Annotated in this window: 14 protein-coding genes; 3 read left to right on the top strand and 11 right to left on the bottom strand. The window is 70.2% G+C overall.

Going from position 1 to position 14,131, the window contains the following annotated elements; genetic code table 11:
* Positions 1–92 precede the first annotated feature (92 nt).
* The 6 genes from BM43_RS01695 to BM43_RS01720 all read right to left on the bottom strand — a co-directional run bounded on the left by BM43_RS01695 (position 93) and on the right by BM43_RS01720 (position 6,258).
* A complete protein-coding gene (locus BM43_RS01695) occupies positions 93–1,664 on the bottom strand; it encodes an amidase (protein ID WP_036054430.1) in 1,572 nt (523 codons plus the stop codon).
* Between the two features lie 164 nt (positions 1,665–1,828).
* Positions 1,829–3,001: a porin gene (locus BM43_RS01700; RefSeq protein ID WP_036054427.1), complete on the bottom strand. Its 1,173-nt coding sequence runs from the start codon at positions 2,999–3,001 to the stop codon at positions 1,829–1,831.
* 320 nt (positions 3,002–3,321) lie between these two features.
* Positions 3,322–3,951 carry a LysE family translocator gene (locus tag BM43_RS01705; protein ID WP_013689392.1) on the bottom strand — a complete coding sequence of 210 codons (630 nt, stop codon included), beginning with the start codon at positions 3,949–3,951 and terminating at the stop codon, positions 3,322–3,324.
* A 44-nt stretch (positions 3,952–3,995) separates the two neighbouring features.
* Positions 3,996–4,850, bottom strand: a complete 855-nt coding sequence (gene nadE / locus BM43_RS01710) for an ammonia-dependent NAD(+) synthetase (RefSeq protein ID WP_025100713.1) — start codon at positions 4,848–4,850, stop codon at positions 3,996–3,998.
* Positions 4,851–4,968: 118 nt separating this feature from the next.
* Positions 4,969–5,853, bottom strand: coding sequence for a DMT family transporter (locus tag BM43_RS01715; RefSeq protein WP_036054425.1), 885 nt, complete (start codon positions 5,851–5,853; stop codon positions 4,969–4,971).
* A 225-nt stretch (positions 5,854–6,078) separates the two neighbouring features.
* The gene (locus tag BM43_RS01720) at positions 6,079–6,258 is read right to left on the bottom strand and encodes a hypothetical protein (protein WP_025100711.1); all 180 of its coding nucleotides are present in this window, start codon (positions 6,256–6,258) and stop codon (positions 6,079–6,081) included.
* A gap of 199 nt (positions 6,259–6,457) precedes the next feature.
* Between BM43_RS01720 and BM43_RS01725 the strand changes: the two genes are divergently transcribed.
* Both BM43_RS01725 and BM43_RS01730 read left to right on the top strand, forming a co-directional pair.
* The gene (locus BM43_RS01725) at positions 6,458–7,219 is read left to right on the top strand and encodes a DeoR/GlpR family DNA-binding transcription regulator (protein WP_036054316.1); all 762 of its coding nucleotides are present in this window, start codon (positions 6,458–6,460) and stop codon (positions 7,217–7,219) included.
* Between the two features lie 208 nt (positions 7,220–7,427).
* Positions 7,428–9,227 carry a phospholipase D-like domain-containing protein gene (locus tag BM43_RS01730; protein WP_036054314.1) on the top strand — a complete coding sequence of 600 codons (1,800 nt, stop codon included), beginning with the start codon at positions 7,428–7,430 and terminating at the stop codon, positions 9,225–9,227.
* Positions 9,228–9,288: 61 nt separating this feature from the next.
* Here BM43_RS01730 and BM43_RS01735 read toward each other — a convergent pair whose 3' ends face one another.
* Entirely contained in the window at positions 9,289–9,981 is a 693-nt protein-coding gene (locus tag BM43_RS01735) for a TetR/AcrR family transcriptional regulator (protein ID WP_036054312.1), read from the bottom strand.
* A gap of 141 nt (positions 9,982–10,122) precedes the next feature.
* On the opposite strand from BM43_RS01735, the gene BM43_RS01740 reads away from it, so the two are divergent.
* Positions 10,123–10,860: a polysaccharide lyase family 7 protein gene (locus BM43_RS01740; protein WP_052409092.1), complete on the top strand. Its 738-nt coding sequence runs from the start codon at positions 10,123–10,125 to the stop codon at positions 10,858–10,860.
* A gap of 27 nt (positions 10,861–10,887) precedes the next feature.
* Here the strand turns inward: BM43_RS01740 and BM43_RS01745 are convergent, their stop codons facing one another.
* The 4 genes from BM43_RS01745 to BM43_RS01760 form a co-directional block, all read right to left on the bottom strand.
* A complete protein-coding gene (locus BM43_RS01745; RefSeq protein ID WP_036054311.1) occupies positions 10,888–11,088 on the bottom strand; it encodes a DUF1289 domain-containing protein in 201 nt (66 codons plus the stop codon).
* A gap of 3 nt (positions 11,089–11,091) precedes the next feature.
* Positions 11,092–12,093 carry a CDF family Co(II)/Ni(II) efflux transporter DmeF gene (gene dmeF, locus BM43_RS01750; protein ID WP_036054307.1) on the bottom strand — a complete coding sequence of 334 codons (1,002 nt, stop codon included), beginning with the start codon at positions 12,091–12,093 and terminating at the stop codon, positions 11,092–11,094.
* 9 nt (positions 12,094–12,102) lie between these two features.
* The gene (locus BM43_RS01755) at positions 12,103–12,375 is read right to left on the bottom strand and encodes a metal/formaldehyde-sensitive transcriptional repressor (RefSeq protein WP_013689401.1); all 273 of its coding nucleotides are present in this window, start codon (positions 12,373–12,375) and stop codon (positions 12,103–12,105) included.
* A gap of 220 nt (positions 12,376–12,595) precedes the next feature.
* A complete protein-coding gene (locus BM43_RS01760; RefSeq protein ID WP_036054305.1) occupies positions 12,596–13,867 on the bottom strand; it encodes an NAD(P)/FAD-dependent oxidoreductase in 1,272 nt (423 codons plus the stop codon).
* Positions 13,868–14,131: the final 264 nt, after the last annotated feature.

Genomic DNA, 14,131 nt, shown 5'->3' on the forward strand with positions numbered 1-14,131 from the left:
ATGAAGGCCGGGCCTCGCATCGCGCGAGGCCCGGTTTTTTTGTTGGCGATCGCGGCCGATGGCGCGCGCGAGGCTCGCGCCGCCGGCCGCGCTCAGATCGATTCGCCGAGCGGCGGCTCGCTCGAATGCGCGCGGAACGAAGGATCGCGGCGCCATTGCGTGGCCTGCTCGAAGGCGTAGCCGTAGGCGAGCAGCCTTGCCTCGCTCCAGGCCGGCCCGACGAAGGACAGCCCCACCGGCAGGCCGCGCACGAAGCCGGCCGGCACCGTCAGGTGCGGATAACCGGCTACCGCGGCGGGCTGCGAGAAGCCGTCTCCGGCGCTGTCGCCGTTGACGAAGTCGGTCAGCCAGGCGGTGCCGCCGGTGGGCGCGATGATCGCGTCGAGGCGGTGCTGGCGGAACGCGTGGTCGAGGCCGTCCTCGCGCGCCTGTTTCGCGCAGCTCGCCAGCGCCTTGCGATAGACCTCGCTGTCGAGCCCGCCCAGCGCCTGCGCCTGGACGAACAGCTCCTGGCCGAACCAGGGCATCTCGCGGGCGCGATGCGCCTCGTTCCAGGCGATCAGCCCGGCGAGGTCCTTGATCGGCGCCGCCGGCGCGAACTGCGCCAGCCACAGCGGCAGCGCGTGCTTGAACTCGTGCAGCAGCACGCTCATTTCCTCGTCGCCGACATGCAGCTTGGGCAGCTCGATCGGATCGACGAGGGTTGCGCCCAGCTCGATCAGTTGCGCGATCGCGCGTTCGATCTCGCCGTCGATCTCGTCGTGCGAGGTGAAGTACTCGCGCGCCACGCCGATCCGCGCGCCGCGCAGCGCCTGGCTATCGAGCGCGGCGAGGTAGTCGTCGGGCGGCGGCGCGTCGTGGGTGGCCGCATCGCGCGGGTCGGTGCCGGCGATCGCGGCCAGCAGCCGGGCCGCGTCGGCCACCGTGCGCGTCATCGGGCCGGGCGTGTCCTGCGTGAAGGAGATCGGCACGATGCCGTCGCGGCTCACGCGGCCGACCGTCGGCTTCAGGCCGACGATGCCGTTGATCGAGGCCGGCGAGGTGATCGAGCCGTCGGTCTCGGTGCCGATCGCCATCGCGGCGAGGCCGGCCGCCACCGCCGCGGCCGAGCCGGAGCTCGAGCCGCTGGTATTGCGGTCCAGCGCGTGCGGGTTGCGCGTGAGGCCGCCGCGTCCGCTCCAGCCGCTGGTCGAGCGTGTCGAGCGGATGTTGGCCCATTCGCTGAGATTGGTCTTGCCGAGGATCACGGCGCCGGCCTCGCGCAGGCGCGCGACCAGGAACGCGTCGCGCGTGGCGTGCACGCCGTCGAGCGCGAGCGAGCCCGCCGTGGTGCTCATCCGGTCGCCGGTCGCGAGGTTGTCCTTGATGACCAGCGCCGTGCCGTGCAGCGGACCGCGCAAGCGCCCGGCGCGGCGCTCGGCGTCGAGCGTGGCCGCGATCGCTCGCGCGTCCGGGTTCAGTTCGATCAGGCTGTTGAGCCGCGGGCCGCGCCGGTCGATCGCGTCGATCCGGTGCAGGTAGTGCGCCAGCGCCGCGCTCGCGTCGAGCCGTGCCGGCGCATCGGCGTCGGCGCCGACGGGCAGGGCCGCGGCGGCCGCGCCCGGTTTCGCGGCGAGGCCGGCGCCGAGGGAGGCCAGGGAAGCGAGGAAGCGGCGTCGTTGCATGATGGGGATCGGTCAACGCGGAAAGCGCAAGCCTACCCGAAGCGCGGCGACGATCAAAAATCCTCGCTTCATGAACAGGAACGCCCGGCCGATCGGCCGGGCGGCGCGGGCCCTGAGGATGACCGGGCCCGCGCACGCGAGGCGGGGAGCGCCGCGCTGCCGGCTTAGAAGCGATGCAGCATGCCGATCCGCACCACCGTCTGGTTCACGCCCGAGGAGGCGCCGGCCGAGGCGTCGATGATCTGCGCATCGTCGAAGCTGGTGCCGGTATGCGCGCTCACCGCGTGCTGGTAGGCGCCCTGCACGTAGAGCGAGGTGCGCTTGCTGAGGTCGTAGTCGAGCATCAGCGCGAGCTGGTGGTACTTCGGCGTGAAGTCGCCGTCCTGCGCGTGCAGGTGGGCGATCGTGAAGGTGTACGACGCGCCGAGCCAGAACGCCGAATTGAAGTAGTACTGCGAATTGACTTCGATGTTGTCGAACTTCCAGGCGTTCCAGGCCGCGCCGTTCGGCAGCGCGCTGTTGCTGAGCCAGACGTTGCTGGTCGGGTTGTAGACGTCGACGTGCGAATACGAGGCCGCCACCAGCACCTTGGTGAAGCGATAGGACACGGCCGCGCCGATGTTCTGTTCCGAGGAGCCGTTGAACAGGTCGCCCGAGCTGACCGCGCCGGTGCTCGTCGAACCCTGGTTGTTCATGCGCAGATAGGAGGCCGCCGCCGTCAGGCCGCCGTTCTGGTAGTTGAGCGTCGCGCCCCACAGCCGGTTGTTCGAGAAGCCGGTGGTGTTGCTGAAGCCGTACATGGCCTCGAAGGTCAGCCCGTTCCAGGTCGGGCTCACGTACTTGACCGAGTTGTTGACGCGGAAATCCCAGTCTTCGTTGTTGTTGTCGAAGGGCACCGTGGCCACGTCGCCGGCCCAGTTGCCGGCGGCCGTCAGCGAGGTATAGCCGAGCGGGTCGATGGTGATGTCGTACTGGCGGCCCAGCGTGAGCGTGCCGTAGTGGTCCGACGACAGGCCCACGTAAGCCTGGCGGCCGAATTCGCTGCCGTCCTGGCCGAGCTTGCCGGTGTTCACGTTGAAGCCGTTCTCGAGCAGGAACACCGCGTGGTTGCCGCCGCCCAGGTCCTCGTTGCCCTTCAGGCCCCAGCGGCTGCCGCCGGTGTCGCCGCTGGCGAGCTGGTAGGCCGAGTGGCCGCCGGCGTTGCTGGTGAAGTTGAGGCCTTCGTCGATCAGGCCGTACAGCGTCACGCTCGATTGGGCGTGGGCCGTCACGGCGAACAGCGTGGTGACGGCGGCCGCGATGCTGAGGGCGGTGTGCCGGAGCGTAGTGGTTGTCATGAGCTTCCCCTTCCTGATTGGTGGTCGTATCCGGGCTGTCTTGCGACGGATGACGGAGTGTAGGTAGAGGGAAAAACGGGTCGGGCGGGAACCCTGAAACTCAGACTTGCGTTGCCCGCAAGAGCGCGCCGGAGGCCTGACGGTGAAGGGATTTCATGAAATCGATGCGGGCGCGGCCGGGATGTTTCGTTGTATTTACGTTTTCGAACCCTTGACGGCCAATTGTTTCCTGCTCGTTGACGCCCGGAGATGCGATGTGATGCGCAAATGATGCCGCGCGCCGGCGCCGCGACGGGCGCCGGCCGGGCTGGCCCGGCGGATCAGCGGATCAACTGGCGCAGGCCGAGCGCGACGATCACGCCGCCGCAGATGCGATCGGCCCAGGCCTTGCCGCGCCGGTAGGCGCTGGCCACTTCCGGGTGCGAGAGCACCACGGCGACGAAGCCGTACCACGAGGAGGCGACCACCAGCACCATCGACAGCATCGCGCCGAAGGTCGGCCAGGTGACGTGGGCGGGCGTGGCCGAGGCGAACACGGCGGCGAAGAAGGCGATCGACTTGGGGTTCGCGATATTGGTGGCGACGCCCTGCACGAAGGCGCGGCGATGATCGACCGGGCCGGCCGCCTCGGCGGCGGCGGGGGCCGGCGAGGGCGCCGCCTTCGCGTTCAGCACCAGCCGCGAGCCGAACCAGATCAGGTAGCCGGCGCCGAGCAGCTTGACGGCGATCGCGATCCACGGGAAGGCGGTGAACACGATGCCGACGCCGAGGATCGCGCAGCTCGCCCAGAACAGGTTGACCGAGACGATGCCGCCCACCATCGCGAGCGCGGCCGCGCGCGTCGAGGAGGCCGCCTTGTGGGCGACCGCGACGAAGTTCGGGCCGGGGATCACCACCCCGACCACGTAGACGGACAGCACCGTCAGCACCGCATGCCAGTCGATCAGCATCTTTCCAGGCTCCCAGCCATCGAGTCGAAGCAACGGCGCGGCGCTCAGGCGGCGGCGCCGGGCCAGTCGTGCAGCGTGTACGGCAGCGCGCGCTTGTGGCGCGTCGCATCGTAGAAGCGCAGCACGGTCTCGTAGACGTGGTCGTCCACCGGCTTGCCTTCCAGGAAATCGTCGATCTGGTCGTAGGTCACGCCGTAGGCGGTCTCGTCCGGCAGCAGCGGGCGCAGTGCCTCGAGGTCGGCGGTCGGCACCTTCATCACCAGCGCGTCGGCGCCGCCCAGGTGGCGCGCCACCGCGCGCACGCGGCGCTTGGTCAGGCCGGCCAGCGGCAGGATGTCCGCGCCGCCGTCGCCGAACTTGGTGAAGAAGCCCATCACCGATTCGGCCGCGTGATCGGTGCCGATCACGATGCCGCGCCGCGCGCCGGCCACCGCGTACTGCGCGATCATGCGCTCGCGCGCCTTGATGTTGCCGTGCACGAAGTCCTGTTGCGCCTCGTCGCGGAACACCAGGCCGCTGGCGGCGGTGGCGGCCAGCATGCCGTCGGCGGCCGGCCGGACGTCGACCGTCAGGTTCTCGTCGGCGGCCACGAAGGCCAGCGCGCGCTGGGCGTCTTCCTCGTCGCGCTGCACGCCGTAGGGCAGGCGCATCGCGATGAAGCGCGCGTCGTAGCCGCTCGCGCGCAGGCGCTCGACGGCCAGTTGGGCGAGACGGCCGGCCGTCGACGAGTCGACGCCGCCGCTGATCCCGAGCACGTAGGTGGACAGGCCGGTCGAGCGCAGGTAGTCGGCCAGGAAGCCGATGCGGCGCTCGGCCTCCTCGGCGGCGTCGAAGCTAGGCGCCACCAGCAGTTCGGCGGCAATCGCGCGCTGCCGCGCGGCGTAATCGGGACGGGTCATCACGGTGTAGCTCTCCGGAACGGGGATCGGTCAGACGCGCATCATAAGCGCAATCGCGCGAGGCCGGCGCGATCCCGGGGCTGGCGTTGGGGGCAAGCGGGCCACGGGGTGGCCCCGTTCAGCGCGACCAGCGCGCCAGCGCCACGCCCGCCAGCGCCACCGCGAAGCCGGCCAGTTGCAGCGCGCCGAGCGTCTCGCCGAACAGCCAGTAGCCCTGCAGGGCGGCCAGCGGCGGCGCCAGGAACATCAGCGAGGTGGCGCGCGCGGCGCCGCCGTGGCGCAGCAGCCAGACGAACAGCACGATCGCGCCGCCCGAGAGCATCGCGATGCCCCAGGCTAGGCCGAGCCAGAGCGTCGGCGCGGGCTGCCAGTGCGTTTCGCCGAGCGCCAGCGCGAAGGCGGCTGCGACCAGCGCCGCGCCGGCGTTCTGGAGCGCCACCGCGGTGCACAGGTCGGTCCGTGCCACGGCGCTCTTCTGGTATAGCGAGCCGGCCGTGATCGAGGCGATCGACAGCACGGCCACCAGCACTGTGAAGGCCGAGGCGCCTGCGGCGCCATGTGCGGTGGCCGTCGCGCCCGGCGCGGCCAGCTTCGGCGCCAGCACCAGCGCGACGCCCGCCACGCCGAGCGCCATCCCGGCCCAGCCGCGCGCGGGCAGGCGCTCGCCGAACAGCGGCACGGCCAGCACCGCGGTGGCGAGCGGTTGCAGCGCGCCCAGCAGGGCCATCACGCCGGCCGGCAGCCCTTGCGCCACGGCCCAGTAGCTGGCGCCGAGGTAGACACCCTGCAGCAGCGCGCCGGCCAGCAACTGGCGGCCCCATTCGCGCCGCGCCGGCCAGCGCGCCCGGCTGGCCAGCGCGATCATGGCGAACAGCAGCGCGGTGCCGCCGAAGCGGGCCAGCAGGTAGAGATTCGGGTCGGCGTAAGGGTGGATCGCGCGGGCGACGATGAAACCGGTCGACCAGAGCGCGACGAACGCGGCGGCGGCGAGCAAGGCGGACATGCGGGGAAAGCCGGGTGGGGCGCAGCGGAGGAAAGCGCGCAGTATCGGCGCGATGGCGCCGGGCGTCTTGTCAAAAACTGCAGCGAGGCAGAGGGATGCGAGGCGGGAATGAAGCGGGGGGGGATCGAGGCGGCGCCGCGGTGAACGCGGAGCGCTCGCGCGCGGGCGCGGCGGTGGTTTGCGCCTTACCCGCGCCATGACGGCGCGGTTCGCCTCCCGGCTCGCTCAGCCGAGCGCGAAGACCTGGTCGCCCTCGGCCGGCGCCAGGCCCAGGCGGCCGGCCAGTTGCGCGTGCAGGCGTCGCGCTTCCTCCAGCGTCAGGTCGATCCAGTAGGGATCGCCGGCGCCGTCGTTGAGGCGTTCTACGGGGAAGCGGATTTCAAGGGCGGCGGGCGATTCGGACATCGGGAGCTCCATGGACAAGCCTGATCAACAAGCCCGGAGTGTAGCAACGCCATCGCGCCCGATTCACGCGACGTTGGCAATACACCGTTTCAGGTAGCGCGGGGGCCGGGGGGACGGCTTGCCGAATGCTCACAGTCCTGTCAAGTTCACGTACTACAATAGGCCGCCCCTGGTTTTCGGTGCGTTCCCGGACCGTTTCATGCTTGCAGAACAACGTCATCAATACATCCTGTCGGAACTCTCCCGTTCGGGCGCCCTGTCGGTCGCCGAACTGGTGCGCACGCTCGGCGTCTCGCGCGAGACCATCCGTCGCGACCTGAACGCGCTCGCCACGCGCGGGCTGGTGGTCACCACGCACGGCGGCGCGCTGGCGGCGGACCGCCGCGAGCCCAGCCTGTCGGAGCGCGAGGCCGCCAATGCCAACGCCAAGCAGGCGATCGGCCGCCGCGCCGCCGACTTCGTGCCCGACGGAGCCTCGCTGCTGCTCGACTCGGGCAGCACCACGCACGCGGTGGCGCTGGCGCTGACCGACCGGCATCGCCTGACGGTCTATACCAACGACTGGCGCATCGCCTTCGCGCTGGCGCGCCGCAACGAGAACCGCGTGACCCTGCTGGGCGGCGAGCTGTCCGACGACGAGGACGCCACCTTCGGCCTCGACACGATCCAGCAACTGGCCCAGTACCACGTCGATTTCGCCTTCGTCGGCGCCGGCGGCGTGACGCCCGACGGCGACCTGACCGACTATTCGCGGATCGCCGCCGAGGTGCGCAGCCGGATGCTCGCCTCGGCCGCCACGGCGGTGGTGGTGGCCGACCATTCGAAGTTCGGCCGCGTCACGCCGGTGCGCATCAACGGCATCGAGAGCACGCGCTACCTCGTCACCGATCGTGCGCCCGAGAAGACGCTGCGCCGCGCCTTCGCCGCGCGCGGTATCGAATTGATCGTGTGTGATGCGTGAGGTGCGATGGGCGGGCGCCTGAAGGCGTGCCGCCCTGGGCCTGCCGGGTGCAGCACCGCGTGGATTACCCACCACCCGCCACTCAATCGAGCGCGTCCTCCCGCGACCCCGTCTTCATGCGATCGACACGAAAACGTCATCGCATCGTCATTGCGCTGGCAAGCGGCCCCGCGACACTGGCCTCTCCACCGAGCCGAGGAGCGAGCCGATGTCCGTCACCGTGCGCAGTTACCTGTCCCCGACCCTGGTCCTGCTGGCCTTCGATTGGCCGCAAGCCGCGAGCCGCGACGACTTCCTGGGTTTCGCGATCCGTCGCACGCCGGGCTTTCGCAGCACCGACGGCCAGACGCGCGCGGCCAGCAGCTGGCTGCCCAACCGGCTGACCTTCGACGGACCGGTGGCCGACACGCAGCGCGACGCGCCCACCGACCAGGCGCCGATCCAGAAGTTCATGTGGTGGGATGCGCGCATCGATCCGCCCGATCGCGGCCAGTCGTTCCGTTACGACGTCTACCCCGTGGTCGGCCATCCCGACCAGTTGCAGGTGCTCGACGCCGAGGCCGGCCATTGCGCGATCACGCTGCCCGAGCACGTGGTGGACGGCATCGGCACCTGGTTCAACCGTGCCGTGGTCAGCTCGCAGGCCTTCTCGCGGCAGGTGGCGGCGCTCGGCCTGGGCCAGCACGACAAGCCCAGCGACGCCCAGGCGCTGGCGCTGCGCACCTGGCTGGCGAACGACCTGCAGCAGGTGTTCGAGCTGATGCTCGAGCCGGCCACGCGCGCGGCTTCGGCCGTCTATCACCTGACCGACACGCTGTGGGCGATCCCGGCCTTCGAGGCCTTCGGCAAGCGGCATGGCAAGCAGGCGCTGGCGATCGTCTACGACGCGCACCTCACCCAGCGCTCGGGCGGCAAGCCGCCGCTGCCCTCGCCGAACCAGCCGGCCGTCGACCTGCTGAAGGACCTCGCGAGCCTCGCGCCGCGAGACCGCACGCGCATCATGCACGACAAGTTCATCGTGACCGATGCCGCAAACGGCGATCCGCAGCCGGCTCGCCTGCTGACCGGCTCGGCCAACTTCACCACCGAGGGCATCACCGAGCAGGCCAACGTGCTGCACAGCTTCGACTCGGCGATCCTGGCCGGGCTCTACAACGATCGCGCGCGCTCGCTGGCCGCCAATCCCTCGATCGCCGACACGGCGAAGCTGAGCCACGGCTGGTCCGAGCCGGCCCGGGTCGGCAGCGCGAGCGTGCGCGTGGCCTTCTCGCCCGAACCCGGCAAGCAGCGCACCGAGATCGACACGATCGTGGCGGCGATCCAGGCCGCCCGGCATTCCGTGGTGTTCTGCCTGTTCATGCCGACCGACGCGCCGCTGCGCGATGCCTGCTTCGCGGCCGGCGACGCGGGGCGGATGATGTTCGGCCTGGTCAACAGCATCAGCGTGAAGGGCGCGCAGGCCGCCGAGGCGAACCAGCAGGACGGCAAGACGCTGAACAGCTCGCAGCTCGCGAACCTCTCGCTCTACCATCGCAGCCGCGAGCAGCGCGACGTGATCGACGCCGAGTATTTCTCGCCGGCCACCGTGCCCGAGGGCTTCGAGCCCGAGATGCGCGTATTCCCGGGCGAGGCCGCGCCGCCGTATCCGCCGGTGGTGATCCACCACAAGTTCATCGTGATCGATGCCGAGGGCGAGAATCCGATCGTCTACACGGGCTCGGCCAACATGAGCTCGAACTCGGAGCACTACAACGACGAGAACCTGCTCGAGATCCGTGACCGCCGCATCGCCGGCACCTATCTGGCCGAATTCCTGCGGCTCTACGAGCACTACCGCGCACGGGCGCTGGCGATCGAGGCCAGGCGCAGCGGCGGCGCCACGCACGCCGACGCGCACCCGAGGCTGAACCTGCAGCCCGATTCACGCTGGGCGAGGAAGTATTTTGTCGAGGGCAGCCCGGAGGCGAAGGCGCGGATCGCGCTGGCGACGCCGGTGCGGGACGTCTGAGGCGGGGAGCGGGATGGGGCGACGGCGCCGCGCCGCGAGGCGCGCGCCGTCCAGGCACGGCTCAGCGCGCGATATGGCCGAGCACGCAGTCGGCGATCATGGTGCGATGCCGCACGCGCAGGCGCGGTGCCGACGGATCGCGGCCGAACGCGGCGCCGAAGGTGTAGCGGTTCGCGACGCGATGGAAGCAGAACGAGCTGATCATCAGATGCAGGTCGAAAGCGTCGACGTCGGCGCGGAAATCGCCGGACTCGACGCCGCGCGCCAGCAGTTCCTCGATGGTCTTGATGATGCTGACATTGCGGTTCTTGAAGGACTTCAACTGCTCGATATACTTCGCGCCATGGATGTTCTCGATCGACACCAGGCGAACGAAATCGCGATGCCGGTCGTGGTAGTCGAAGGTGAACTCGACGAGCCGGCGCATGCCCTCGACGGGGGGCAGTTCGCCCACGTTCAGCTCGAGCTCGAGCGCGCGGATGTCGCCGTAGACCTTCTCCAGCACCGCCTCGTACAGCCCTTCCTTGCTGTCGAAGTAGTAGTAGAGCATCCGCTTGGTGGTGTTGGTGCGTTCCGCGATCGCGTCGACACGCGCACCCGTGAGGCCCATCGCCGAGAACTCCTGGGTCGCGACCTCGAGGATGTTGCGCTTGGTCTGCTCCGGGTCGTACTTGCGACGGGATTCGTCGCGGCGCGTACCGCGGGCCGGCTGCGCGCCCTCGCCGGGCGCGTCGGTGTTGCTACCTTGTTTCATGTGATTGTGTCGGCGGCTGGATCCGGCGCATTCTAGCACGCGGGTTCCGGCGCTCCGGCGCGGTTCCGGGGCGCGTTTCGCGTGCGCCGCAGCGGCGGTGTCATGATCGCTTTCCCCCATTCCGTCGCGCTCGAATCCCGCATGAAGGCCTCCCGAATCCCATGGATCCCGCTGCTCGGCTGGAGCTGCATCGCCCATGCCGGCCCGCTCTCGCCGAGTCTCGCCCCGGGGCAGAATCTCGATCTTTCGTCCTATCGGCTGCAGACGCTCGACGAGCAGCGCCGGTTCAGGGAAGTCGAGCCCGTGGGCACTTATCAGGATGCCTATTTCTTCACCGACGGCGGTACCGGCGAGATGATGTTCCGCGTGCCGTCCGGCGCCGGACATTCGGCGAATTCGGAGTATCCGCGCGTCGAATTGCGCGAGAGCGGAAGCTGGATGATGGACCCGGCCAGCCAGCAAGTGCATGCCGAGAGCATCGAGCTGCGCGTGATGGCCGAGCCGGCCACCGGCAGCCTGATCTTCGCGCAGATCCACGGCGAGAAGGCAGGCGGCTCCGAGGCCCTGAAGCTGCGCTGGCTGAACGGCGACGTGGTGATGGGCGTCAAGCCGCATTACGGGGACCCGGAGCAACGGATTCCCCTGCTGCGCCAGGTGCCGCTGGGCGCGCCGATCGACTGCCGCCTGCGCCTGGTGGGCGACACGGTGTCGGTCGAGGTGAGCAGCGGCACGGCCCGGGCGGCGCGCGATTTCCAATACGCGGCCGATTCGTGGCGCGACATCCCGGTGTACTTCAAGGTGGGGAATTACTCGCAGGACAGGCGCGAGGACGGCAGCACGAGCGTGGTGGCGGTGCGCCGCCTGACGCTGACTCGCTAAGCGGCCCGCCTCGGCCGCGAGGCCGGCTCAGCCCTGGCCCTTGGCGGGCGGCGCCGGGCGCGCCAGCCTGGCTTGTCGGCGCGCCCTCTCGTTGATGACCTGATGACGGCGGTGGTCCGTCATCTTGTTCCAGCCCCGGATTTCCTCGCGCGTGCGCAGGCAGCCGATGCAGAGCCCGGTCTTGCCGTCGAACCTGCAGATCTCGACGCAAGGCGATTTGACCGCCATCGCTCAGGCTCCGGCGGGGGCCGCGTTGACCTCGATCGTCAGGTGCGACAGATCCTGGAAGCGCGCGAGCGCCGAGCGATAGAAGCCCGGGTCGCGCCGCGCCTCGCGGGTGGCCACCGAGACGATCGCGCTCATGTGGCCGGGGCCGACGCGCCAGACATGCAGGTCGAGCACGGTATCGCCCTGGTCCTCGATCACGTGGCGCACGTTCTCGGCCATGCGCTGGCCGGGATCCATGTCGAGCAGGATGCCGCCCGTGTCGCGTATCAGGCCCCACGACCAGTTGGCGATCACCAGCGCGCCGATCACGCCGGCCAGCGGGTCCATCCACAGCCAGCCGAAGGCGCGCGCCAGCAGCAGGCCGACGATGGCCAGCACCGACACCGCCGCGTCGGCGATCACGTGGAAGTAGGCGGCGCGCAGGTTGTGATCGCGATGCGTGGCGGCCGGAGCCTGGTGGTGATCGTGATCGTCATGATCCCGATGTCCGCCGTGAGGTTCGTGAGCATGACCGTGAGCGTGGCCATGGTCGTGGTCGTGATGCCCGCCGCCCAGCAGCCAGACGCTGGCGAGGTTGACCAGCAGCCCCAGCACGGCGATCGGGATGGCCTCGCCGAAGTGGATCGGCACCGGCGCGAAGAAGCGCGCGACGGCCTCGTAGCCGATCAGCAGCGCGATCATGGCGAGCACGATCGCGCTGCTGAAGCCCGCCAGGTCGCCCAGCTTGCCGGTGCCGAACACGAAGCGCCGGTCGGTGGCGTGGCGGCGCGCATAGGTGTAGGCCAGCGCGGCGATCAGCATGGCGCCGGCATGGGTGGACATGTGCAGGCCGTCGGCGACCAGCGCCAGCGAGCCGAACAGGCTGCCGCCGACGATCTCCGCCACCATCATCGCGCCGCACAGCGCGATCACCATCCAGGTCCTGCGTTCGTTGTCCCGGTGAGACTCGCCGAGGAATACATGCTCGTGCCGCGCGCCGGCGGCGGACTGATTGGTTCTGCCCATGCTCGCCCCTTACTTGAAATAGCTGTGGATGATCTCGACCAACTGCTCGGTGCCGCTGCCGTGCCCGTGGTCGGGCTGCGCGTCGACCAGGTGCGTGCGGATGTGATCCTCGAGCACCACGGCCAGCAGGCCGTTCATCGCGCCGCGGGTGCTGGTGACGAGCTGCAGCACATCCATGCAGCCGCGCTCCTCCACGAGCGCGCGCTCGATCGCCTCGACCTGCCCCTTGATGCGGCGGATCCGGTTCAGCAGTTTCTGTTTTTCGCGAATCGTGTGGCTCACGATCGATACCCTCTGAATACGTCAGGGCGTCATCTTACTCTAGATAGGGTAGGGGGGTATACCTCTCAGGGCAAAGCCAGCCGACGCGTTGTCATCGGTATCGCGTCCGGGATGAGGCTTGCCGCGCTTGTTCGCGTCCCCGGCCGGCAATCGCGGCCGCGCCTCGTCCCTTTCCAGACGCCGCCGACCGGGATCGCGCGGCACCGGCGGCGCCTGCCGCTCAGCGCCGCTGTGCCGCCAGCGCGTCGCGCGCCTGCCACGCGCTGTAGGTCAGTTGCGCGGCCGCCAGCCCGGCCAGCCCATAGGCCGGCACCAGCCCGAAATGCGCGAACGCGGCGGGCACCGGCGCGGTCCCCGCGATCGCATCGGCCAGCACCTCGCCGGCCACCGTGGTCGGCGCCATGCCATGGCCGCCGAAGCCGACCGCGTGCCAGATGCCGTCGGCGTCGCGGCCGATCTGGGGCATCTTGTGCCGCGCGTAGCTCATCAAGCCGCCCCAGGCGAACTGCACCTCGACGTCGCGCAACTGCGGATAAACCAGCGCCAGGTCGCGCTTGAGCAGCCGAGCGATCGCCTCGGGGCCGCGCTCGCGGATCGAGATGCGGCCGCCCCACACAATGCGCGTGTCGGCCATCGGGCGGTAGTAGTCGAAGGCGAAGCGCGTGTCGTAGACGGCCGAGCGGCAGGCGATCGCATCGGCGAGCCGCGCGCCCAGCGGCTCGGTGGCGATCACGTAGGTGGCGATCGGCAGCACCGCGCGCTCGACGCGGCGATGCACGCCGCGCGCGTAACCGCCGCCGGCGAACACCACGTCCTGCGCATGCACCTCGCCATAGGCGGTGGACACCACCATTCCGGCGCCGCGCCGCCGGATCGACAGCGCCGGCGTGCGTTCGGCGATGCGCGCGCCGCCTTGCCGGAGCGCCCGCGCGATGCCGAGCACGTACTTGAGCGGATGGAAGTGGAAGGCGTTGCGCTCGAACAGGCCGCCGTGATAGCGCGAGGTCTTCAGGCGCTGCTGCAGCTCGGCGGCGGCGAGCGGCTCCCAGTCGACCCCGAAGGCCTGCTTCATCAGTCGGCGCGGCGCGTCGAGCCGCGCCGGATCGGCGAACCAGTTGGCGAGGATCACGCCCTCGTCGACCAGCTCGCAATCGATGCCATGGCGCGCCACGCGCGCGCGGATCCGGTCGACCGCATCGAGGGTGAGGCCATAGAGGCGGCGCGCTTCGACCGGGCCGAGGCGGGCCAGCAGCTCGGCGTTGTCGAGGCTGTAGCCGCCGAACACGAAACCGCCGTTGCGGCCCGAGGCGCCATGGCCGACATGCTGTGCATCGAGCACGATGACGTCCGTGATGCCGCGCTCGACCAGCCCGAGCGCCGTGGAAAGGCCGGCCAGGCCACCGCCGACCACGCAAACGCGCGCCTCGGCGCGGCCCGACAGCGGCGCGTCGGCGGCGGGGCGGGTGACGCTGGCTTCGTAGTAGTTCTGCATCGTGACGCGACTCCGCGGGAACGGGACGTGCCGGCATCCTAACCCGCGAGCGGCGGCCCGGCGAGATCGGGCAAACACGCGCGGGTCGGGATGTCGGCGCGAGCCGATCCTCGCGCGCGGGCTCTGGTATCTTCTGCCGATCGGCATCGTCACCGGGCGGCGCCGCGCGTCGCCTATCCGGAGCGCGCCGCCGCCCGGTCCGCCCCGTGCCCGGCGCCGGCATGCACCGCGCCGCCGCACGGATCCACGCGAACCCTCATACAT

It is taken from the genome of Burkholderia gladioli (assembly GCF_000959725.1).
Taxonomy (GTDB): Bacteria; Pseudomonadota; Gammaproteobacteria; order Burkholderiales; family Burkholderiaceae; genus Burkholderia; species Burkholderia gladioli.